General features: G+C 59.6%; 20 protein-coding genes. 10 read left to right on the top strand and 10 right to left on the bottom strand.

Translation table 11 applies throughout. The features are described 5' to 3' along the window. Nucleotides 1-27: 27 nt before the first annotated feature. From PQR02_RS18420 to PQR02_RS18400, 5 genes are read right to left on the bottom strand one after another with little or no spacing between them, the layout of a single operon-like run. On the bottom strand, nt 28-402 hold the full coding sequence (locus tag PQR02_RS18420; protein WP_408233777.1) for a CpaD family pilus assembly lipoprotein: 375 nt from the start codon (nt 400-402) through the stop codon (nt 28-30). A 22-nt stretch (nt 403-424) separates the two neighbouring features. Then, the gene (locus tag PQR02_RS18415; protein ID WP_408233774.1) at nt 425-1,906 is read right to left on the bottom strand and encodes a type II and III secretion system protein family protein; all 1,482 of its coding nucleotides are present in this window, start codon (nt 1,904-1,906) and stop codon (nt 425-427) included. A 50-nt stretch (nt 1,907-1,956) separates the two neighbouring features. After that, complete coding sequence (gene cpaB, locus PQR02_RS18410) at nt 1,957-2,901, bottom strand: Flp pilus assembly protein CpaB (protein WP_408233771.1); 945 nt, start codon at nt 2,899-2,901, stop codon at nt 1,957-1,959. A 15-nt stretch (nt 2,902-2,916) separates the two neighbouring features. Beyond that, nucleotides 2,917-3,492 carry an A24 family peptidase gene (locus tag PQR02_RS18405; protein ID WP_408233768.1) on the bottom strand — a complete coding sequence of 192 codons (576 nt, stop codon included), beginning with the start codon at nt 3,490-3,492 and terminating at the stop codon, nt 2,917-2,919. A 6-nt stretch (nt 3,493-3,498) separates the two neighbouring features. Then, the gene (locus PQR02_RS18400; protein WP_408233765.1) at nt 3,499-3,684 is read right to left on the bottom strand and encodes a Flp family type IVb pilin; all 186 of its coding nucleotides are present in this window, start codon (nt 3,682-3,684) and stop codon (nt 3,499-3,501) included. Nucleotides 3,685-4,950: 1,266 nt separating this feature from the next. Here PQR02_RS18400 and PQR02_RS18395 point away from each other — a divergent pair. Beyond that, on the top strand, nt 4,951-5,376 hold the full coding sequence (locus tag PQR02_RS18395; protein ID WP_408233762.1) for a hypothetical protein: 426 nt from the start codon (nt 4,951-4,953) through the stop codon (nt 5,374-5,376). Nucleotides 5,377-5,935: 559 nt separating this feature from the next. Here PQR02_RS18395 and PQR02_RS18390 read toward each other — a convergent pair. Together PQR02_RS18390 and PQR02_RS18385 are read right to left on the bottom strand one after the other, a co-directional pair. Continuing rightward, a complete protein-coding gene (locus PQR02_RS18390) occupies nt 5,936-6,214 on the bottom strand; it encodes a DUF1427 family protein (RefSeq protein WP_408233759.1) in 279 nt (92 codons plus the stop codon). A 160-nt stretch (nt 6,215-6,374) separates the two neighbouring features. After that, entirely contained in the window at nt 6,375-7,064 is a 690-nt protein-coding gene (locus tag PQR02_RS18385) for a hydrolase (protein WP_408233756.1), read from the bottom strand. Between the two features lie 512 nt (nt 7,065-7,576). Between PQR02_RS18385 and PQR02_RS18380 the strand changes: the two genes are divergently transcribed. The 6 genes from PQR02_RS18380 to PQR02_RS18355 all read left to right on the top strand — a co-directional run bounded on the left by PQR02_RS18380 (nt 7,577) and on the right by PQR02_RS18355 (nt 13,492). After that, nucleotides 7,577-7,867, top strand: coding sequence for a XapX domain-containing protein (locus PQR02_RS18380; protein WP_408233753.1), 291 nt, complete (start codon nt 7,577-7,579; stop codon nt 7,865-7,867). Further along, the gene (locus PQR02_RS18375) at nt 7,864-9,753 is read left to right on the top strand and encodes an amidohydrolase (RefSeq protein ID WP_408233750.1); all 1,890 of its coding nucleotides are present in this window, start codon (nt 7,864-7,866) and stop codon (nt 9,751-9,753) included. The genes PQR02_RS18380 and PQR02_RS18375 overlap by 4 nt, the downstream gene beginning before the upstream one ends. Next, complete coding sequence (locus tag PQR02_RS18370) at nt 9,732-10,187, top strand: DoxX family protein (RefSeq protein ID WP_408233747.1); 456 nt, start codon at nt 9,732-9,734, stop codon at nt 10,185-10,187. The genes PQR02_RS18375 and PQR02_RS18370 overlap by 22 nt, the downstream gene beginning before the upstream one ends. Before the next feature lie 25 nt (nt 10,188-10,212). Then, nucleotides 10,213-11,130: a glyoxalase gene (locus tag PQR02_RS18365; protein ID WP_408233745.1), complete on the top strand. Its 918-nt coding sequence runs from the start codon at nt 10,213-10,215 to the stop codon at nt 11,128-11,130. 74 nt (nt 11,131-11,204) lie between these two features. Next, nucleotides 11,205-11,897, top strand: a complete 693-nt coding sequence (locus PQR02_RS18360; RefSeq protein ID WP_408233742.1) for a YoaK family protein — start codon at nt 11,205-11,207, stop codon at nt 11,895-11,897. A gap of 158 nt (nt 11,898-12,055) precedes the next feature. Further along, nucleotides 12,056-13,492 carry an alginate export family protein gene (locus PQR02_RS18355; RefSeq protein ID WP_408233739.1) on the top strand — a complete coding sequence of 479 codons (1,437 nt, stop codon included), beginning with the start codon at nt 12,056-12,058 and terminating at the stop codon, nt 13,490-13,492. Here PQR02_RS18355 and PQR02_RS18350 read toward each other — a convergent pair. Next, on the bottom strand, nt 13,459-13,656 hold the full coding sequence (locus tag PQR02_RS18350; protein ID WP_408233736.1) for a hypothetical protein: 198 nt from the start codon (nt 13,654-13,656) through the stop codon (nt 13,459-13,461). The genes PQR02_RS18355 and PQR02_RS18350 overlap by 34 nt on opposite strands. A gap of 175 nt (nt 13,657-13,831) precedes the next feature. Between PQR02_RS18350 and PQR02_RS18345 the strand changes: the two genes are divergently transcribed. Then, nucleotides 13,832-14,215, top strand: a complete 384-nt coding sequence (locus tag PQR02_RS18345) for a response regulator transcription factor (RefSeq protein WP_408233733.1) — start codon at nt 13,832-13,834, stop codon at nt 14,213-14,215. 46 nt (nt 14,216-14,261) lie between these two features. Then, nucleotides 14,262-14,627, top strand: a complete 366-nt coding sequence (locus PQR02_RS18340; protein WP_408233730.1) for a response regulator — start codon at nt 14,262-14,264, stop codon at nt 14,625-14,627. A gap of 25 nt (nt 14,628-14,652) precedes the next feature. On the opposite strand, the gene PQR02_RS18335 is transcribed toward PQR02_RS18340, so the two are convergent. Continuing rightward, nucleotides 14,653-17,940 carry a PAS domain-containing protein gene (locus tag PQR02_RS18335; protein ID WP_408233727.1) on the bottom strand — a complete coding sequence of 1,096 codons (3,288 nt, stop codon included), beginning with the start codon at nt 17,938-17,940 and terminating at the stop codon, nt 14,653-14,655. A gap of 611 nt (nt 17,941-18,551) precedes the next feature. On the opposite strand from PQR02_RS18335, the gene PQR02_RS18330 reads away from it, so the two are divergent. Next, nucleotides 18,552-19,190, top strand: a complete 639-nt coding sequence (locus PQR02_RS18330; protein ID WP_408233724.1) for a response regulator transcription factor — start codon at nt 18,552-18,554, stop codon at nt 19,188-19,190. Between the two features lie 138 nt (nt 19,191-19,328). On the opposite strand, the gene PQR02_RS18325 is transcribed toward PQR02_RS18330, so the two are convergent. Beyond that, nucleotides 19,329-20,603, bottom strand: coding sequence for an MFS transporter (locus PQR02_RS18325; RefSeq protein WP_408233721.1), 1,275 nt, complete (start codon nt 20,601-20,603; stop codon nt 19,329-19,331). Between the last annotated feature and the right edge of the window lie 109 nt (nt 20,604-20,712).

Genomic DNA, 20,712 nt, shown 5'->3' with positions numbered 1-20,712 from the left:
GGCGTTCTTCGGTGTGTGTGGCTCGCGTCATTTGGAATTGCGTGACGTGCCGTTGTCGAGTGGAATCACATGGCCGGTCTCATAGCGATGCACCCCGCTTGCCGCGACCGCGGCATCGGCCGGGCCGAGCGGCTGCGGCTTGACGAGGTCTTGCGGATTGGCGACCTGCGCCGCGAGATTGGTGTAGGTCGCGCATCCCCATTCCATGCTCGGACGACGCCAGCCCGCGTCCGTCAATAGCGAGGGACGCGCGAGGCTCGCGCAATCGGGCGGCAACGCGGTGTGGCCGTCGAAGCCGATCGTCGACTGATCGGGCATGCCGATCGGCGGCTTGAAGCAGCCGCTGACACTTGCCGCAACGACGCAGGCAAGCAGGAGCGTGAGAAGACGAAGCGTTTTCATGATGTCAGGCTCGATAAGCGGCTCAATAGACGTATCCGGCCGCGCCGACAAGACGCGGTTGGCTGGACGCGGAAGGTGCGTCGCCGGGCTGCTGGCCGTAGCTGTATTCGATGTCGCTGCTCGGCGACATCAGCGATTCCAGCGGCGTGCGTAGTCTCGACGGATCGGTCGGCTCGACCAGGTACGGCGTCACCATGATCACCAGCTCGGTTTTGTTGTTCTGATAGTTCGTCGACGAGAACAGCTTGCCGAGGATTGGAATCGAACCCACGCCTGGTACCTGCGAAATGATGTCGGTGGTATTGCTTTGCAACAGGCCGCCGATCGCGAAGCTCTGACCGCTTCCCAGTTCGACGGTGGTATCCGCGCGGCGCACGCTCAGGCCCGGCACCGTGATGCCGCCGGTCGTCACGCTCACCGACGTGTCGATCTGGCTCACCTCGGGGCGCACCTTCAGACTGATGCGGCGGTCGTTCAGCACGGTGGGCGTGAAGTCGAGCTTGACGCCGAACTGCTTGAACTCGACGGAGATGGCGCCATTGGTTTGCGACACCGGAATCGGGAATTCGCCACCGGCAAGGAAGCTGGCCGTCTGCCCGGACAACGCCACGAGATTCGGCTCCGCGAGAACGGTCAGCAGGCCCTCCTGGTTCAACGCATCGACGAGCGCCTGGATGTTGACGTTGTTGGTCTTGAATTGGCCGAACAACGAGAACGCGTTGTTGCTCGGAAGATTGACCGGAAAGGTCGTTTGTCCATTGGCGCCCACGATCGGTTGGGACAGGTTGTAAATCGGCCGCCCGCTGAAGATGCCGCCGTAGAAATTGCCCACCGCATTGCCCATCGCCTGCCAGTTGATGCCAAGCTGCTGCGTGACGTTGCGGTCCACCTCTGTGATACGCACGCGCAACTGAACCTGTAGCGGGCGATCGATCGTCATGCGGTTGATCAGCACTTCCTTGTCCGCCAGATAGGGCGTGACGGCCTGGACCACGGCATCGGCGTCGGTCGGATTGGGCGCGTCGCCAGCAATCTGCAACGAGCCTTGGCCCGTGCTCAGCTGGACTTTCATGTTGGGAAAGCGAGCGGCGATCATGCTACGCAGGCCGTCCATGTCTCGCCCGACCACCACCGTGCGCTGCACCAGCGTCTTGTTGTTCGCGCCCAGCACGTAGAGGGTCGTCGTACCGGTCTTCTTGCCGAGCACGAACACGGCCATCGGCGAGGGGACGTGCACGTCCGCGACCGTCGGGTCGGCCACGAAAACCGAGCCGGCGTTCTGGCTCAAGCGGATCAGCGTGCCTTTGCCCGCGGCGATGTTCAGGGGCGCCGATGTCGCGTCCGACGGGCTCGCGGTCGTTACCGAGTCAGCCCTGATGACCGCGTGGGGCGACGAAACGACGGGCGCCTCGATCGCCTTTGGGGAAGTTGCGAGAGCCGGTGCGGCGGAGAACACTGCCCACGTCATCACCCATGTTGCTTTGCGAATCGGACTGAACTGCATTTGACTTTCTCTATCCAGGGGTATGGACCGGGCAAGCGGCTTGAACGGCATTAGCGCGCCGGGGGCATCGAAGGCAGCGGCGGCGCGCCGTCGCTTGCCGTCGTCGTCCCGGCTGTCGCTTCCGATTTTTCGGAGCCTCTATAGATCGTGACCGGCCGCGCCATCACAGGTGCTGGCGCAGCGGCGGCGACCTGGACCGCGCGCGTGCGCGGCAGTTCGCGCACGGCACGCGAGATGTCGCCGGCCCAAACCGGCGCGGGCTGCGCGGCGGACGCCGGCGTCGATGCCGCAGGGTCGCGCGAGGCGGTCGCGAAACTGCGCAACGCGAGCGACAGGCTGCCCAGGCGTGCCGCGACGGACACGACTTCACCCATGCGGGGCGTGACTTCCAGCGTGACCGTGCGGGCACGGTTGCCGAGGACATCGGGCGCGTCGCCGTTCTTGGGCCGCTTGATTTCCGACCCGACGGCGAGGACCCGCACGTGTTCGACGACCGTTTCGCTCGACACCGCGAGGTCGGGGGAATCGGTACGGCGATCCATTTGCTGCGTCAGCAGCAGATCCACGTAATCGCCCGGCTGGATCAGACCGGCGTTGCCGGACACGTCGTCGACCGCCACCGAGACGGCGCGCATTTCGGGCTTGAGGGTCGCCGCGAGAAAACCGGGTGCGCTTGGCAGGATCACGTCTTCGGCCACGAGTACCGTGCCGCTGGCGGCCGCATGGCGCAGCAGTGCGCCCTTCAGTTCGAGGGCGTCGGGCGCGCCGGAGATGATGGCGCCGGGCGGCACGTTCGCGACTGGCACGGCCTTCCAGCCGAGGTCCTCGTCGCGCAGCAGCAGGCCTTGCGGCAGGTCGGCGGCGCTGACCAACACTTTTTGCGTCTGGACAACCGGTTTCGACTGATGCGAACCGCTCGCGATGACCACCCGCACGATCAGGGCGATCATGAGTGCCCCGGCGATGAGCACGGCGAATTTAATGACGCTTGACATGGGGCCGACGTCCTATCACTTCAGAATCAGAGGCAGCACGGCGGGCAGCACAATTGCCACACCGCCGCCAAACGCGAGCGCTACGCCGTAAGGGACGCCGCGCGCTCCCGAAAACATCGCCAATGCCCGCAGCGGCCGCGAACGCTGATCCGAATTCATGTTTCGCGTGGCAAGACTGATCAGGGACACTACCGTCCCGATCATTGAAATCAAGGTCAGGGCCGGTAGCGCGAGACTCGCGCCGACCCACAGGAAGATGACCGAGGCAAGTTTTGCGTCACCGCCGCCCAGCATCCTGGCTGCGAACAACGCCGCGCAAACCGCGAAGACGCCGAGTGCCAACGCGAGGTGGACGATCACCTGGTCGAGGGTCAGGCGAATCATTGCCGCGTCTACGAAAAACAGCACACCGATTGCCAGCACGATGCGGGTCGGCAGGCGCCGTGAACGAATGTCGACGATCGCGAGCCAGAGTAGTGCACCTAGCACGGTGAGACGAATGACGAGAGATAGAACGTGCACGATGGACTCGGTGTGGAGACAGCGTAGGTCGAACGAGATCCGGACCCCGAGGGCCCAGACCTCCGGCACGATCCATCAGCTGGTCTTACCGCCTGCTGCGTTGATTTTGTTGATCAAGTTATCGAATATGCCGGTCATGCTGTCTTTGAAGGTGGTGCCAACCGCCGTCAATGCGACGACGATGATCCCCGCCAGAATGGCGTATTCCATGGCGCTGACGCCACGCTCGTCACGAACGAATGCTTTAAGAAATTTACTCATTTAATTCCCCGAAAACGGATAGGCGGACTGGCCCGGGAAGGACCGGGACCCGGTGTGGCCAGCCCTATCCCATGCCTTTGTCGTCCAGGAAACAGCGGTCGCTTCGGACTCCGAGGCGGGAGGGCCGGTGAGTGCTCTAACGGCGACCAAAAAAGAATCTTTAACGATTCGCATCGAATTTCTTTTCGATCTATCACGCGCGGCCTGCCGCTGCCGATAGTTCGGAGTAAGTAGTTAAAAGTGGTTAAACGTTTGCGAGGCTTGTCGCGTCGGGCACGGTGTCGAATATCACCGTGGAGCTGCCGGACTGCCAGTTGAAAAAAGGGGGAAGGGCGTACGCGTATATCCTGGTGTGGGCTGAGAAGCGAAAGCAAGGATCGGAAAATAATGCTGACTTCGTAGACCGGGGCAGTCTCACTGAAGCTCATCGGCGCGGCGACCATTGCAAGCAAAGTGGTCAAACGTTTGCGAGACTTATAGTGTGGGCACGTGTCGAATTTCACCAGTGGAACTGGCGGAATGGCAGTTGTTAGACGGGGGAAGCGCGTACGCGTATCTCCTGGTGTAGGGGTGGTAGGAGAAAGTAAGGATCGGAAAATAATGCTGATTTCGTAGCCCGGGGCACTCACGGAAGCTCATCGGCAGGCAAGCCTTTGCAGCGACTATTGCAAACACTTTGAGCCTGGCTGGGGTTGACCTTGCTCGGCACGATCGACGAACCTCATTGCATTCAGTTAGCTAGTTGAAGATTGGTCGGTCCGCACGGCAACATCGCCGTATTGCGGGCTGGGGCATGACGCATGGCACAGACGGAGAAAGATGAGCGGCCTACCGGCTGCGGCCAGTCGCGGCATTTTCCTGCGGCATCGGATGGACATTCGACCATCCGCTCCCCCTTCATGCAACGAACGTTCGCCCGCCGACCATGCTGGCGGCCCGCACCGGCTTCCCGCGGCGAGTAAGGATTGGGCCCCAGCCCTTGCGCTGCCCCGCGACGATCTCCGGACCAGGAATCGTCCCTGATTGCGGATAGGCAAGCGACACCGCGTACCGCCTGTCCCGCGAAACCGGAAACATTCCAGAAATCGGCACTCACCCTTGGTGAAATGCGCGATGCGTGGCGCCGGCTGCATTCTGGTGCAGCGGTCTGGAATAGGAATCGTGGTTCGGTTGTTTACGTGTCACGAGGCGCGCAAACGGCGCACGACGGTGAAACGCCGTACACGTGATGCACGTGGCCGATCCCCCGCTCTCAAGGAGCCTCAAATGAAACGCGCAGTGTTTCGCTCACACCAGGAGATCTTCGACTTCGCGGTCGCTCACCTGAATTCGCAACGTCGCTCGGCGTTACTCCCCGGCGGTGGAGGGGCATATCGCGGTGCATGCGGTGGTTGCCCGATTGGGGGCTTCATTTCGCTACGGGACTACACCACGGCGATGGAAGGCGTGCCGGTGCGCTATATCGGCAAGCTAGGCGATGAGATTCCCGCATGGATGAGTACCGGAGTTATGGCGCTTAGAAAGGCGCTTCGCCGGGCACGCATCGACATCGACGACGCCCGCACAGTGCGACTGCTGAGTTGCCTGCAAAACGTACATGACGCGTTCGGCGTGTGGGAATGGAATGACCGGTTGCGCTCGATTGCGCGCGAGTTCGATATTGCAACGCGAGATGCCTTGATTGAAGGGTGAGTGCCATGTTGGACGATTGCGCAGTATTCGAACGCGTACGCTGCCATATGCTCGCGCAGCAGGCGGTGTCAGAAGATGAAGCCGGATCATGCTGTTTGCGCGGGTACCAGGGACGCAAGTGTGCGATTGGCTGCCTGATTCGGGAGGAGTACTACCATCCGGCACTGGATCAGCTAGGCATATCGTACTTTCAAAACTATCCCGACAGCCCTTTGCTTCAAGCCCTCGCAGCGTCGGGGGTCGATGTCCGGTCGAGGCCATTGATCGACTTGTTGATTGAACTCGAGGATATTCACGACGGTTGCGCAGTAAGTGACTGGGCGTCTCGGCTTGAGCGGCTGGGACGCGAACACGGTTTTGTCGATGACACTGCCGGGTGCGAATTGGCCACAGCCTGAACGTGCCACGGCCTTGCCGCTTTTGCCGTCAAGCTGATTGATCGTCCGCTACGAGTGGATATTCCGCGCGATCGCAACGACAGTTTCAAGCCGATGCTGATTTCCAAACATGCGCAACGCTTCACCGGCTTGCCCGCATCGTCGACGCAAGGCTGCTGGATTCAATTCGGTGAGACGTTGGCGGGCGTGCGCGAAATCAGTCTAGCGTTATTCGAAGAAGGCGAATGCGAAGTGTGCGTCTGCATTACCTCTGTTTTTGCAAACGGCAGCGCGGCGCTCGCTAGAAGCTGGCGTCCGGTCGGAATGATCTGTGCCCCGAGAACCATCCCCAGCAATCCCACGAGGGCCACCAATGGCGGTGCCGGCGAGCGTACTCGAATCAGGCTGTATATCGCGCCGGCGAGAATGCCACCGAGGAGCGAGAGAATATAAGGTTTCATCGGAATAGAATTCCTCGGACTCGCGTATCAGCGCGCTCGATGGCTATCGCGATCTATTTCGCATTCAGCTCGTAGCCACGGACCTTGCGCTGAACAGCCCGCGCCGGAATGATCATTCCGGCTGCGAGCCTCGCATTTCAGCTCAAGATGCGCCGCCCCGTCAGGTCTTCGCCGGGACCGCGGCGAGAGACTCGTGTTTCGTTTTGGTGCGCTGGGGTGCCTTATGAACCATGGTGTAGGCGTAATCGACGCCCATCCCGTATCCGCCAGAATGTTCCCTCACGATTTTCATCACGTCGTCATAGGTTTCTTTGCGAGCCCAGTCACGTTGCCATTCGAGCATCACCTGTTGCCACGTCACGGGCACGACGCCGGCCTGGATCATACGCTGCATCGCATAGTCATGCCCGTGCTGCGACGTGCCACCCGAGGCGTCTTCGACCATGTAAATTTCGTAGCCGCCTTCGAGCATCGCGCAGAGCGCGAACGTCGTGTTGCAAACCTCCGTCCACAGGCCGGCGACGACGACCTTGTTCCGGCCGTTTTTCTTGAGCGCGTCGCGGACCTTCTGGTCGTCCCACGAGTTCATCGAGGTTCGCTCGAGAGTGGGCTGGTCCGGGAACACGTCGAGCAGTTCAGGGTACGTGAAGCCGGAGAAGCTTTCGCTCTCGACCGTGGTGATCGTCGTCGGGATATTAAAGGTCTTTGCCGCCTTCGCCAGTCCGACGACATTGTTCTTCAATACTTGCCGGTCGATTGACTGTACGCCAAAGGCCATCTGAGGCTGTTGGTCGATGAAGATGATTTGGCTGTTGGCCGGAGTAAGTACTTCCAGTTTCTGTTTGCTCATGATGCCATCCGTTCAGGTTCTAACAAAACGTCGCGCCAGATTTGAGCGCCAGAAGAGCCACTTGCGTTGCTCGAATGAAGTCAATAACGACGCGCCTCTCGCTGCATTAGTGAGAAATGAGCGATGCCGTCTCGTGGTCCAAAACAAGCATAGTCCACATTGCATGGATGTGAAGCTGTTGATGGCGATATCAGGGTTTTATGTATGTGTTCGATACCGACAGGATGCTTTTCTTTGGAGATGGAAAGTCATAAGCTGCGAGGAAAGCGCAAGACTCGTCGTTCTTCGATAGCGGGTTTCTCGTCTTGTCTTTATCATCCTGTGCAATGCTCGGAAGATTGTCTACATCGTGCCGGAGCGCGTCCTTTGATGCCACGTCATCAATCGTTGCAAGGTGGGGCGACACTTTTCGAAGCCGGTTCGCCGAATACGTGAAGAGGTGCTTCCTGTTTTCGGCTTCGTGATCGTCGTCGCGAGTGATTGCGCACGGCATACTGGAGGAGGGTTGGTCGATGAAAGCGTATGTGCTTTCGCTGCTGGCTGGCATCTTGGTAGGCGTGGTCTATAGCTTGATTGGCGTGCCGTCACCGGCGCCTCCTATCGTCGCTCTCGTGGGCCTTTTAGGCATACTCGCGGGCGAACAGATTTTCCCGGTTGCAAAAAAGATGCTTTCCGGAGCCAACTTGCGTGTGGCCTGGAAGGAGGAGCATTGCAATCAACACCTATTTGGGTCTTTGCCTGGCCGGAACTCCGGAGCACCTCGGCCCATGGCGGGCGTATCGTCTGAGGAGAAGCGGTCATGACATCTCACCAACAGGCGCCGGACTTGATTCTTCTTAATGGCCGGTTCACCACGTTAGATAAATCGAAGCCGACTGTCACTGCGGTTGCCATCAAGGACGGTAAATTCATTGCCGTCGGCAGCGACAGCGAGATAAGTCCGCTCAAGTCCGATAGCACGCGCACGGTCGACCTGAAGGGACGCTTGGCTCTTCCTGGGTTGATCGACAACCATCTCCACATCATCCGTGGCGGGTTGAATTTCAACATGGAGCTTCGGTGGGATGGTGTGCGCTCACTGGCGACTGCCATGGAGATGCTCAAGGCGCAGGTTGCAATGACTCCGCCGCCTCAATGGGTTCGCGTCGTCGGCGGGTTCACCGAGCATCAGTTCGACGAGCGTCGCTTGCCGACCATCGAGGAACTGAACGCGGCCGCGCCAGATACGCCGGTTTTCATGCTGCACCTTTACGACCGAGCGCTGCTGAACGCCGCGGCGCTGCGCGTGGTGGGCTACACGAAGGACACGCCTGAGCCCCCTGGAGGCGAGATCGTTCGCGATAGCGCGGGCAATCCGACCGGGTTGCTCCTCGCGAAGCCGAACGCGGCCATCCTCTATGCGACGTTGGCGAAGGGGCCCAAGCTTCCGCTCGAATATCAGCTGAACTCGACGCGGCATTTCATGCGCGAGCTGAATAGACTGGGCGTCACCGGAGCCATTGATGCCGGCGGTGGTTTCCAGAACTTCCCCGAGGACTACGAGGTCGTCCAGAAGCTTGACGCGGAGGGACTGCTGACCATCAGGCTAGCCTACAACCTGTTCACTCAAAAGCCCAAGGGTGAGAAGGAAGACTTTCTGAACTGGACGAAGACGTCGAAGTATAAGGACGGGAACGACTACTTCCGGCACAACGGCGCAGGCGAGATGCTCACGTTCTCCGCGGCGGACTTCGAGGACTTCAGGGTGGCGCGTCCGGACATGCCTCCGGAAATGGAGGGCGAACTCGAAGGCGTCATCCGCGTGCTCGTGGAGAATCGCTGGCCGTGGCGCATGCATGCAACATACGACGAGACCATCAGTCGTGCGCTCGACGTGTTCGAGAAGGTGAATCGCGATACACCCCTTGCCGGCCTGAACTGGTTCTTCGACCACGCGGAAACCATCACGGAGAAGTCGATGGACCGCATCGCCGCTCTCGGCGGGGGCATTGCGGTCCAGCATCGCATGGCGTACCAGGGCGAGTATTTCGTCGAGCGATATGGTGAGAAAGCTGCTGAGGGCACGCCTCCTGTTGCGCGAATGCTCGAGAAGGGGATACACACTTCGGCGGGGACCGACGCGACTCGAGTTGCGTCCTACAACCCATGGGTCTCCCTCGCCTGGTTGGTGACCGGCAAGACGGTCGGCGGCCTGCGCATCTATCCGCAGCGCAACTGTCTGGACCGTGAGACGGCCCTGCGCATGTGGACCGAGAAGGTCACCTGGTTCTCGAATGAAGTCGGCAAGAAAGGGCAGGTTGCAGTGGGTCAGTTTGCGGACGTCATCGTTCCGGACCGCGACTACTTTGCCTGCGCCGAGGACGATATCGCTGCGGCCTCGTCCTTGCTGACGGTCGTGGGTGGCAAGGTGGTGTATGCGGCTGGCGAATTCGCCTCGCTGGACGACAGTCCGCCGCCGCCCGCCATGCCCGACTGGTCACCGGTCCGAAAGTATGGCGGGTTTGCCGCGTGGAAGCAGGGCGGCGCGGGCGGCGCGCCGTTGCAGCAGGTGGCGTCCACGGCGTGTGGCTGCGCGCGCTCGTGCGGCGTACACGGTCACGACCATCAACGCGCGTGGCTCGGCAATGCGCCGGCATCGGACTACAAGGGCTTTTGGGGAGCGCTGGGATGCGCGTGCTGGGCGGTCTAGGGAGAGGGCCAGTGGCGGACAGTCCCTCCTGGGTAGCGGTACTACTGCGTCAACCCTGGGTCATGCCATTGGTCCGCATCTGTCTCGTCTCAGCGTACCTCATTGGCGGCGTCGCCAAGCTGATGCATTTCGACGCCGCTGTCGCCGAGCAGGTGCACTTCGGTCTGCATCCCGGGTGGCTCTGGGCGACCTTGGCCATCCTCGTGGAGATTGCCGGCTCCCTGTGCGTCATCTTCAACAGGTTCACCTGGCTCGGAGCGGGAGCGCTGGCTGCATTGACGGTGGTCGCGATGCTCGTGGCGAACAACTTCTGGAGTCTGGAAGGTGTGGCGCGCTTCATTGCGTTGAACAGTTTTTTTGAGCACCTGGGGTTGGTTGCCGCCTTCGTGATGGTCACCTATCTCGCCAGCGGTGAGCGACGCCCCCGCGTCTAAAAAGAAAGACAGGAAACTCACTATCATGCGCAACTTTCAATCCCTCGGTGTCGCCATTGCTCTTGCACTCGGTCTGGTTGCAAGTGCACCGTCGACTTCTTTCGGAAAGGCCGACATCGGGGCGCCGCAGTCGGCGTCTTTCTCGGTCGGGCCGCAGTACGACACCACTCACGTGTACGTGGCGCCGGAGGACTTCGACAAGTTCACGGACAGCGTCGTCGCCACGTTTGGCGGCCACAAATCGCAGCAAGGCGTCTTCCAGGTGACGCCGACACCGAGCCAGACGATGTCCCAACTGGTCTTCACGCCGGTGGGTACGATTTCGGTGTTCGGCTTCAAGACACCGATTCCGCATCCGTTCGGTGACGAGCGTACCGGCTATCTCGTCACGGACATGGACGGTGCAATGAAATCGGCGAAGGCTCATGGCGCTGATGTCGTGGTCGATACTTTTTCGGACCCGATTGGGCGTGATGCAGTCATCTCGTGGCCGGGCGGCGTGCCCATGCAGCTCTACTGGCATACGCAGGCACCGAACTACGAGGCGCTCGAGACCGTTCCGGAGAACCGGGTGTACGTCTCGCCGGGACGTGCGGACGCACTCATCAGGAACTGGCTCGCGTTCTCGCACGGTAAGGTCGTCTCCGACAATCACAGCGCGCCCGGCGTTGAAATCGGTCGGGCGAACGATACCTTCCGGCGCGTTCGACTGACGTCGGGGTTCGGGAATATGACCGTTTTCGTGACCGATGGCCATCTGCCGTATCCGTATGGGCACGAGATGACCGGGTATGAAGTGAAGGACTTCGATGACACCATGAAGAAGGCTCAGGCCGCTGGTGTTTCGGTTCTCGTGCAGCCTTTCACGTCGGAGCGCAGAGAATCGGCAATCGTCCAGTTCCCAGGCGGATACGTCGCGGAAATTCACGCGGCGGCGAAATAGAGCAGCGTCACGACCCAAGGAGTGTCAATATCCGAGAGGCCAATCCTCGCTAACGCTTCCCAGTAGGGTGAGCAATGAATGACGATAATTTGCTCTCTGCGACTGCTGGTTATGTCGACACTCTCAGCTTTGTCGCGCTGTTCGGGCTGTTCACCGCGCACGTGACGGGGAACTTCGTGCTCATTGGGGGCGGCATCGCCGGGTATGGGCAGGGCGTGTTCCTTAAATTGATGGCGTTTCCTGCTTTTATCCTGGGGGTGGCGCTGAGCAGCTTCATCATTCGCGGCGCAAACCCCGAGACGCCGATGCGCGGCGCGTGCATGCTTTACGCCGTGCAGGCGCTTCTGCTGCTGGCGTTCTGCTTTGCAGGTGTCAGGCTCGAACCCGGGTTCAATCCGGAAAATTGGGCGGTGGTCGTGTGTGGGATGATCGGCGCGACCGCGATGGGTGTCCAGAACGCCCACAGCCGTCTTGTTGCCCGCCCTGGTGTGCCGAACACCGTCATGACCGGCAATGTGACGCAGGTCATTCTCGACGCGCTAGACCTGTGTTCGCCACGCGTTGCGGCGGACATCAAGACTGCTGCACGAACGCGAATTGCCAAAATGCTTCCAGCAATTGCGGCATTCGCGCTCGGCGCCGTCGCCGGTGCTCTCGCTTACAGAAGCGTTGGCTTCTGGGCTCTCCTGTTGCCGGTAATCGGGATTGCGTGGCTGGCAATTCACGCCTGGATGCACCGCAACGCGGTAGGTAAGCTTGTCGCTTGATACTTCTCCTGCGGGCGCACTCGCTGGCGTGCTACATGGAGGGAGCATCGACGGTGGTGTGACGGCATTCGAAGAGCGCGCGAGGTGTGCAGTGACAGAGCACTTCACTCCATAGAAACAGGAAGAACAATGTTGACAGGGCGGGAGGCCAGGTGGGGATGCAACTCGCGGCATATATAGGGATTGCCGTTGCCGGGCTTGCGCTCGGGTTCTGTGAAGACACGCGGGCGGATAACGAGGCGCAACCCTCTCAGCAGACCGACACGCCGACTGAGACGTGTGACGCCAAGCGGCCGGTCGTGATGTTCAATCGCTGGCAAGAAGATTGGTCCGTTCTCAGGAACCCCTGTGTGCCCCGCAAGGCACTGGACAGCCTGAAATATATCCCGCTCGGAGCCGACCCATATTCGTATCTGTCGCTCGGGGCCAATCTGCGCGAGCGCCTGGAAGTCAACAATGCGCCTCTATTCGGCATCGGCTCGGGACAGCCGGATACCTACGTGATCCAGCGCGCGCAGGTCAGTGCCGATGCGCGGATTGGCCCGTACCTTCAATTCTTTGCGCAACTCGAAGATGCCAGGCCGTTCGGCAAGGATACGGTGACCCCTGTCGACAAGAATCCACTCGATCTGGAACAGGCATTTGTTGCGTGGGTCAGCCCGCTTGGGCCCGGAACGGTGAAATTCCGCGTCGGCCGCCAGGAAATGGCGTTCGACCTTCAACGGTTCATTTCCGTTCGCGACGGTCCGAACGTACGCCAGGCGTACGACGCTATCTGGGCCGATTACGAGTATCAGAAATGGCGCTTCATCGGTTACCTGACACAGCCTGTTCAGTACCGCGACGTCTCGCCATTCGACGACACGTCGAATAGCCATTTGACCTTTAGCGGCGTGCGCTTCGAACGGCAGGGCGTTGGGCCTGGAGACCTGTCTGGATACTATTCGCTTTACACTCGTGACGGTGCGCGGTTCCTCGATGCGCAAGGCGATGAGCACCGCAACGTGTTTGACCTGCGATATACGGGGAAAATCGCTGCCACCGATTGGGACGTGGAGTCGATGTACCAAACGGGCCACGTCGGCGACAAAACGATTGCTGCATGGGCGGTTGGCTCGCTGCTCGGCTATACGCTCGATTCTCCGTGGAAGCCGCGCTTCGGTTTGCAGGTCGATGCGGCATCGGGTGACCGTCATTTGAACGACGGCCGCGTCGAGACCTTCAATCCGCTGTTCCCGAATGGTTATTACTTCACGTTGGCGGGCTATACGGGGTATGCCAACCTCATCCATGTGAAGCCCTCGATTACCCTCAAGCCGTCCAGCAAGCTGGCCTTGTTGTTCGCCATTGGATTGCAATGGCGGATGAGCACGAACGACGCCATTTATCAGCAGGGAAGTGCTGTCGTCCCGGGTACGGCTGGCCACGGCACGCGATGGACGGGCGCCTATGCACAAATACGCGCTGACTGGACCGTGGCGACCAACCTGATTGCAGCCGTTGAGGCCGTTCATTTCCAGGTCGGGAATTCCGTCCGCGAGCTGGGCGGAAGCAACGCCGACTATGTTGGGCTGGAGCTGAAGTACGGCTGGTAGCGTCGCGCCTGGGGCGCGGTCGCAAACCGCTCAAACAGCATGCGGGGCAGGATCAATCCCCCGGTCATCGCCAGGATGATCAGGAACGGCGTGACGCCGTTCGCAACGTGTTCAACTGCCGTTGCAACAGCTTCCTGTTCGTCGCCTACAACTTCATACCGCATGGCGCATTACATAATCATGTAATGCTCAACACGCTATCCGTGATACCGGACTACGGTTCCGACGGCTATAATTTCTTGTCGGCGCGCACGCATCAGAGGCACATTCAGCGGGTCTATCGGAGACCGACTGTATCGACGTTAGGAGAGTTTTTCTACCTAACCACGGAGGGATTCCATGGAATCCGCAATCGAGCTGGTGTATGTGGTCGACGACGACAGACGGGTGCGAGAGGCTCTGTTCACGCTGCTGCGCGCAAACGGGAAAGACGTTCAGGCCTTCGATCCCGGGGCAGAGTTTCTGGACACACGGGGTCACGCGTCGAGCCTCCAGGCGCGCTATCAATCGCTGACACCCCGTAAGCAGGAGCTTATGCCTTTGCTCGCAAGCGGTCTGCTCAACAAGCAGGTGGCGGAGAACCTTGGCATCACTGAATATACTGTGCAAATACATCGCGGCCATATAATGAAGAAAATGCGCGCGAGTTCATTTTCCACTCTCGGCAGGCAGGCAAGCAAACTGCAACTGGAAACCCCGTCGACGCTCATGTTCGAAGCCTGACGCCAACGTTAAAGCTGTGTGAGACTCCATAATCCGGAGGAAAGAAATGCACGCGCCTCCGCTTCGAACCGTTGCCGTAATTGACGATGACCGACGCGTTCTGACATCTCTGGCAAACCTGCTTGCCTCTGGCGGGTTTGGAACACGGGTCTACGAATCGGCACTCGATTTTTTTTCCGACGGCCACGCGGGGCTGGTATGCGTTATTACTGATCTGGGCATGCGGCCAATCGATGGCATGCAAGTGCTCGAAAGGGCGGTTCAGTCTGATTCGACAATGCCCGTCATCATCATCACAGGAAAGCCGGGCGAACATACTGAAAGCTACTATCTGCAACGAGGCGCAGTAGGATTCTTCAGAAAGCCTGTCGACGGGGACGCGTTGCTGGACCTGTTGGATAGAATTGTTTGAGGAGCAACGTCGCACCATGGGTGCACTATTTAGCGCCCGCCTGCTGCTGGGCAATTTGCACAGGCAGGACTGGCAGGACGACGCTGAAGGTTGCTCCGAAGCCCTCGTTATTGGCGGCAGTCAGACGACCCTCATGCGCTTCGATAATCGAGCGCGACACCGCCAGCCCGATGCCCATCCCTTTGTTCTTGGTCGTGACGAACGAGTCGAATATGCTGTCGCCACCGACGATGCCCGAACCGTTATCGATGACCCGGAGCAGCACGGACGCGTCGTCAAGGGAACATGCGGTAATGAGAATCCTGGGGGTGCGGCCCGAGTTTTCCGTGGCCTCTATCCCGTTCGTAATGAGGTTGAGAAGGACCTGCTGAATCTGTATCTGGTCGACGAACACCGGAGGCAGGCCAGCAGGCAAGTCGAACTCGATGTCGGCGGTATATCTGGTTTCATCTTCCCGTAGGAGTCCTACGGCTTCGAGGACCAGGTCTTTCACATTCCGTTGCAGCTTCTGGAATGTCTGCCGCCTGAACAGTGCGCGGATGCTTTGCATCGTCTCGTCAGCGGACCGGGCATCACGAACGACGCTTTCCACGGAAGCCCTGGCTTCCGGCAAGTTTGGCGGATACGCTGCGAGCCACCGCTTGCATGCCTGCGCATTAGCGATAACGGACGTGAGAGGTTGATTAAGTTCGTGTGCGATGGACGCCGAGAGTTCTGCGACCGTGGCAATCTGGGTTGCACGGGCGAGTTCAGCCTGGGTCTGCCTGAGCCGGTCTTCTGCACGCTTTGGTTCGTCTATATCAAGACTAAGGCCGTACCATTGGACAATGTTGCCATTGGAGTCTCTCATCGCTTCGGCCGTGTGCTGGTGCCATCGATAAACCCCGTCCTTTCGGCGAAGCCTGGCAACGTGGCTGTAGGGTTCGCCAGTCTCGACCGAGTGTCTCCACGCTTGAAGCAGGCTGTCCAGGTCGTCGGAGTGGATGGTCTTCGTAAAGCAGAGGTCCGTGAGCTGCGAGATACTCAGGCCGACAAATTCGGCGGTTTTACGATTGATATAAGTGAGTCCCCCTCGCGGATTATTGCACCAGAGCATGGCGGGGATGGTCTCGATAAGCTCGCGTAGCTGATGCTCCCGCTGTTCGAGCGCGGCTTCCGTTTGTTTGAGATCGTTGATGTCCGTACATACGCCGTACCAGTGCAGAACCTGCCCGTTTTCGTCCCGAAACGGTTCGCCGCGAGCGAGGTACCAGCGCAGTTTCCCATCGGCGCCGGTCACCGGATACGTGTCCTGGTACGACGCACCTTCCTGGACAGCTCGCCTCCAGCGCGAGCGGACACGAAGACGGTCGGCTTCCGGAATGAGCCTGAGTAACATTTCCCCGTCGAATTCTTCGCCGCTCTTGCCCATGAACGTTAGCATTTGCCGATTCCACCTGTCGACGTCTCCTTGTGGCGTGGCCCTCCAGATCATCGCGGGCAATGCGTCAACGAGCCTTCGCAAATTGAGCTCTTCTGTGCGAAGGGCTTCTTGCGCCAACTTTCGTTCGTGGATATCTATCAAAAGACCATACCAATTCACGGTATCGCCGTTGGCATCCCGCATGGGGATGCATTTGGATTGAAACCAGCGGTACGTATTGTCGGCCGCGCGTAATCGATAGACCCAGTCGTAAGGCCTGCCGCTTTCGAGGGAAGCTTGCCAGGCTTCGATTGTTGACGCAAAGTCGTCGGGATGCACCAGGTGAAGCCAGCCGTGCGATATCAATTCATCTAGCCGTAGTCCCGTGTAGTCTTCAGCGCGCTTGTTCACATATTCCAGGCGGCCATGGGAGTCCATACGCAAGAGGAGGCTGGGAACGCTCTCCGCCAGCCAGTTCAGTTGAACTTCCCGTTCGCGGATGACCTCTTTGGATCTATAAAGATCATCGATGTCCATATTCACGGCATACCACTTGTAGACACTACCGTCATCGTTAAAGTAAGGAACGGAGCGCGAGTGACGCCAATGATATTCACCGTCCCGGTCTGCCCATCGATAGCTCGTATCGTACGGGCTCTTTTCCCGGACGGAGCGCAGATAGCCCTCCTTCACTCTGGAGCGGTCATCGGGGTGGATGAATTGCAAGAAGCCCAGGTTCTGCATGCCCTCGAGGGTGGTTCCCGCTTCCTCGAGAATCTGCCGATTGATGAAGTCGAAATCCTGCCCTGTCCGGGTGGCGAAGCGGCCCGGTAACCGGTCGAGGAGTTCTCTGGCTTCTCTCTCACTTGCGGTCAATGCCTGTTGAGCCTTGATGGTCTCTTCGGTTTCAATTCCGATGAGATACCAGTTGACGATGTCCCCGTTTGCGCCGCGTGATGGCTCGGCTAGAAGACGCTGCCATCGGTATACGCCGTCGTGCTGCAACATCCTCAATGCCATATCGACCGGTTCACGCGCGGCAATGTGCGCGCTCCATTGCTGCCGCGCGGCCTGCACGTCGTCGGGGTGAATGTAGTCCATCCATCCGTCGCCGACTATTTGCTCCATCGGTCTTCCTAGCGCGGCAACACCAACTCGATTCACATAGAGAATCTCACCGGTGGGTCCGCCGACACATACGCATGCTGGCACGCTATCCACAATGCGCCGGTACGTTTCCTCTTCGGTTCGAAGAAGAGATTCCGAAATCTTCCGGTCGTGTATGTCCCAGCTCACCCCGACCCATCGAAGTAGCTTTCCGTTGTCGTTTCTGATGGCTTTGACACGGCAGAGGAACCACCGATACTCGCCGTTGACACACCTGAGCCGACACTCAAGCTCTCCCGGATCATTTCCGTCCCTGAGTGCGTCCCAATATCGGTCATTTGCCAACGGGTCTTCCGGGTGGATTGCGGCTCGGAAAAAGTCGCAGGACACTGCTTCTTTTATGCCTGTGTAGTCGGATAGGCTGGGATTCAGGTATTCAACGTCTCCATTGGGCAGAGCGGTCCACATATGGCCGGGAACGAGACTGCTGGTACTTTGAAGTGTCTGGGGTCGTTGGCGGATTTGCTCGTCAATCGCATTCTTCAATCCGGCCATTGAGTCCGGCAGCCGGGAGCGCCGGGAGACAAGCTCCGCACACAGCCAGGCCGCGCCAATGGCGACAGCGGAACGGGCGATAGAACTCGAGGCAAAAGCAGGTTGATTGGAAGCCACTGCCGCGCCGGCTATCCCGAGCGAGGCGAACCCTGCGGCCAGACGCCCGAAACTCCGGCCAAAAAACTGCGTGAAGAGGACAACCAGGAGGAGGCTAAGGCAGCCTGTAACTGGTTCAAGTATCCCTGCCACGCCTGACGCACCTGATATGGCGACGCTGAGAGCAATGTTCCGAGCCGAGCGTGGTATCAACACGGTAAGCATGTCAGCCCCGGAGTTCGTCGGCGCATAGAGAGTAAGACTCTGGATTCCCTCCCGATGGTGGGATTTTTAGAGCGCAACCTTGTTCGCAAGTGGATCGGGAGGGTTTGGTGGTTAATTCGTGTAGTACTTAAGAGGTCTGCTCGTGCGAGCCGTGGAGCTTCAGCATCGAATACAGGGGCCAAGGGCGAATCTGTCATACCAATAGCGAATGACTGCCGGCAGCTCCAGGATCGGTCTTCCCTGAAGTTGCAGCTTTGAAAAACATGGTCGAACCGATAGGAGTGAAGCTTTTCGAGCGCGCGCCAGCAATTTGCGGTCAGGCCAATGAGGCGAAGCAATTACCCTACAACTTCATAAACGGTGGTGACATTACATAATCATGTAATGCTCAACACGCTATCTTTGGTTCCGGACGACGGTCCAGATGGCTATAATTTCTCTTCGGCGCGCCCACATAAGAGGCACATTCAGCGGGTCTATCGGAGACCGACTGTATCGACGTTAGGAGAGTTTTTTTACCTAACCACGGAGGGGGTTCCATGGAATGCGCAAACGAGCTGGTGTATGTGGTCGACGACGACAGACGGGTGCGAGAAGCTCTGTCGACGCTGCTGCGCGCAAACGGGAAAGACGTTCAGGCCTTCGATTCCGGGGCTGAGTTTCTGGACACACGGCGTCGGAATGTCGTTGCATGTCTGATTCTGGATATGAGCATGCCCGGCATCAATGGTCTGGAAGTCCAGAAGCTGGTCAGTACGGACTCCCGGATTCCCGTCATTTTCATTACTGGAAGGGGAGATGTACCGTCGGCGGTTCAGGCGATGAAGGGCGGGGCTGTGGATTTCCTCACCAAGCCCGTCGACGAAGACGCGTTGATGCGCACGGTCGATGCGGCACTTGCCAAGGCGCACGTTCTTCGCAAGGAGGCGGAGGATGTGGCGAGCCTCCGGGCGCGCTATCAATCACTGACACCCCGTGAGCAGGAGCTGATGCCTTTGCTCGTAAGCGGTCTGCTCAACAAGCAGGTGGCGGCGAACCTTGGCATCACTGAATATACCGTGCAGATACATCGCGGCCATATAATGAAGAAAATGCAGGCGGATTCTTTTGCCACTCTCGTCAGGCAGGCAAGCAAACTGCAACTGGAAGCCCCGTCGACGCTCACGTTCGAAGCCTGACGCCAACGTTAAAGCTGTATGGGACTCCATGACCCGGGGAAAGAGATGCACGCGCCTCCCCTTCGAACCGTTGCCGTAATTGACGATACCTACGTGTGCTGACATCTCTTGCGAACCCGCTTGCCTCAATGGGCAGGCTCATGCATTCGCGCGTCCGCGTGGTCCGGTCTCGCGCATGAACATCGCGAGCACCATTGCGAGCACGATGCCGCCGAGCAAGCACGAGCCAGCTGCACGGAACACCGGCAGATCCATTGCACCGCCGTTCGCGAGGTGGGCGAGCAGCTTGCCATACACAGGCGTAAGCAATGCGCTGAACGTGAACACGAGGAAGTTGATCGCCCCGCTGGCGCTGCCCTTCACGTTGTCCGGATTGACTTCCTTGATCACCGTGTACGGCAGCATAGCCGCACCGGAGCCGATGCCGAGCACCAGGCCGAGCACGTAAGGCGGCGCCACACCGGCCGGCAGATAGAAAATGCCGGCACCCGATGCCAGCATCAGCAGTGCGCCTGCGATCAACACCGGCTTGCGGCGACCCAGACGGTCAGACAGGTAGCCCAACAGCGGGCAGCCGATCACCCAGCCGAGCGGCACCATGCTCGCGCGATTGACGGCCTCCCCATAGCTGACGTCCAGACCGTTGCGCAGGAATGGGATGCCCCAGATCATGTCGCCAACCGTAGTCGGCAGGAACAGCAGACCGGCGCAGAAACCGCAAAGATACGACTGCGGATTGGACAGCACTTGCTTGTACGGCGCGAACATCTTCATCCACGAGCCCTGGCTGGCTGAGTTGTCGTCGTGCGCCGCCGGTGTCGCGATCAGCACCAGCACGGCGATCAAAAAGATCACGAGGCCGGATAGCCACCAGAACTGCTGCCACGTGATGAGGCCGTGAATCAGCGGCGCAACCGCGAACTGGCCCGCGGAGCCGCCCAACATGCCGAAGCACTGAGTGAAACCTACGGCAGTCGCAAGAGAACGCGGGGGAAACCCGTGCGTGGCCAGATACACCGCGCCGATGAACCCGCATGCCGAGCCCGCGCCTTGCAGCAGGCGGCCGACCTGAGCGGCCTCGACGCTGCCCAGGCCGAACAGTGCGGCCCCGACGGCAACCAGCACGATGCCGGCCGGAATGACGGCCTTGCCGCCGAGCCGGTCGAGCAACGCTCCGCAAACGATCGAGAACAGCGCATAGGTGTAGTAGTACAGGCCGACGAGCGTGCCCACGCCCAACGCATCGCGGGCGAACGCCGTGCTCAACTCGGGCACCATGACGCCCGGCGCGGAGCGCAGCATGTACTGCATGAAGTAGAACGCGGCACAAAAAAGCCACGCGACGACGAAGCCCATGTGGATTGGCTCGCGGTTCGATCGAAGATTCTCGGTGCTCAAGACCTTGCTGGACATGATTCAATTTCCCTTGAATTGCCGATGAACCGGGTACGGGCCAACGTGCGGCGGAGATACAGATCAGCTTATCCAGAGCCGGAATCGGTCAACCCCCGTTCGACCGAAT

It is taken from the genome of Paraburkholderia sediminicola, assembly GCF_046026895.1.
Lineage (GTDB): Bacteria > Pseudomonadota > Gammaproteobacteria > Burkholderiales > Burkholderiaceae > Paraburkholderia > Paraburkholderia sediminicola_C.
This window is presented reverse-complemented; position numbering and strand designations above follow the sequence as displayed.

Bases quoted from the DNA above. Each gene is read 5' to 3' on its own strand.
- PQR02_RS18420 (WP_408233777.1), bottom strand. From the start codon at position 402: ATGAAAACGCTTCGTCTTCTCACGCTCCTGCTTGCCTGCGTCGTTGCG.
- PQR02_RS18415 (WP_408233774.1), bottom strand. From the start codon at position 1,906: ATGCAGTTCAGTCCGATTCGCAAAGCAACATGGGTGATGACGTGGGCA.
- cpaB (WP_408233771.1), bottom strand. From the start codon at position 2,901: ATGTCAAGCGTCATTAAATTCGCCGTGCTCATCGCCGGGGCACTCATG.
- PQR02_RS18400 (WP_408233765.1), bottom strand. From the start codon at position 3,684: ATGAGTAAATTTCTTAAAGCATTCGTTCGTGACGAGCGTGGCGTCAGC.
- PQR02_RS18395 (WP_408233762.1), top strand. From the start codon at position 4,951: ATGAAACGCGCAGTGTTTCGCTCACACCAGGAGATCTTCGACTTCGCG.
- PQR02_RS18390 (WP_408233759.1), bottom strand. From the start codon at position 6,214: ATGAAACCTTATATTCTCTCGCTCCTCGGTGGCATTCTCGCCGGCGCG.
- PQR02_RS18385 (WP_408233756.1), bottom strand. From the start codon at position 7,064: ATGAGCAAACAGAAACTGGAAGTACTTACTCCGGCCAACAGCCAAATC.
- PQR02_RS18380 (WP_408233753.1), top strand. From the start codon at position 7,577: ATGAAAGCGTATGTGCTTTCGCTGCTGGCTGGCATCTTGGTAGGCGTG.
- PQR02_RS18375 (WP_408233750.1), top strand. From the start codon at position 7,864: ATGACATCTCACCAACAGGCGCCGGACTTGATTCTTCTTAATGGCCGG.
- PQR02_RS18370 (WP_408233747.1), top strand. From the start codon at position 9,732: ATGCGCGTGCTGGGCGGTCTAGGGAGAGGGCCAGTGGCGGACAGTCCC.
- PQR02_RS18365 (WP_408233745.1), top strand. From the start codon at position 10,213: ATGCGCAACTTTCAATCCCTCGGTGTCGCCATTGCTCTTGCACTCGGT.
- PQR02_RS18360 (WP_408233742.1), top strand. From the start codon at position 11,205: ATGAATGACGATAATTTGCTCTCTGCGACTGCTGGTTATGTCGACACT.
- PQR02_RS18355 (WP_408233739.1), top strand. From the start codon at position 12,056: ATGCAACTCGCGGCATATATAGGGATTGCCGTTGCCGGGCTTGCGCTC.
- PQR02_RS18350 (WP_408233736.1), bottom strand. From the start codon at position 13,656: ATGCGGTATGAAGTTGTAGGCGACGAACAGGAAGCTGTTGCAACGGCA.
- PQR02_RS18345 (WP_408233733.1), top strand. From the start codon at position 13,832: ATGGAATCCGCAATCGAGCTGGTGTATGTGGTCGACGACGACAGACGG.
- PQR02_RS18340 (WP_408233730.1), top strand. From the start codon at position 14,262: ATGCACGCGCCTCCGCTTCGAACCGTTGCCGTAATTGACGATGACCGA.
- PQR02_RS18330 (WP_408233724.1), top strand. From the start codon at position 18,552: ATGGAATGCGCAAACGAGCTGGTGTATGTGGTCGACGACGACAGACGG.
- PQR02_RS18325 (WP_408233721.1), bottom strand. From the start codon at position 20,603: ATGTCCAGCAAGGTCTTGAGCACCGAGAATCTTCGATCGAACCGCGAG.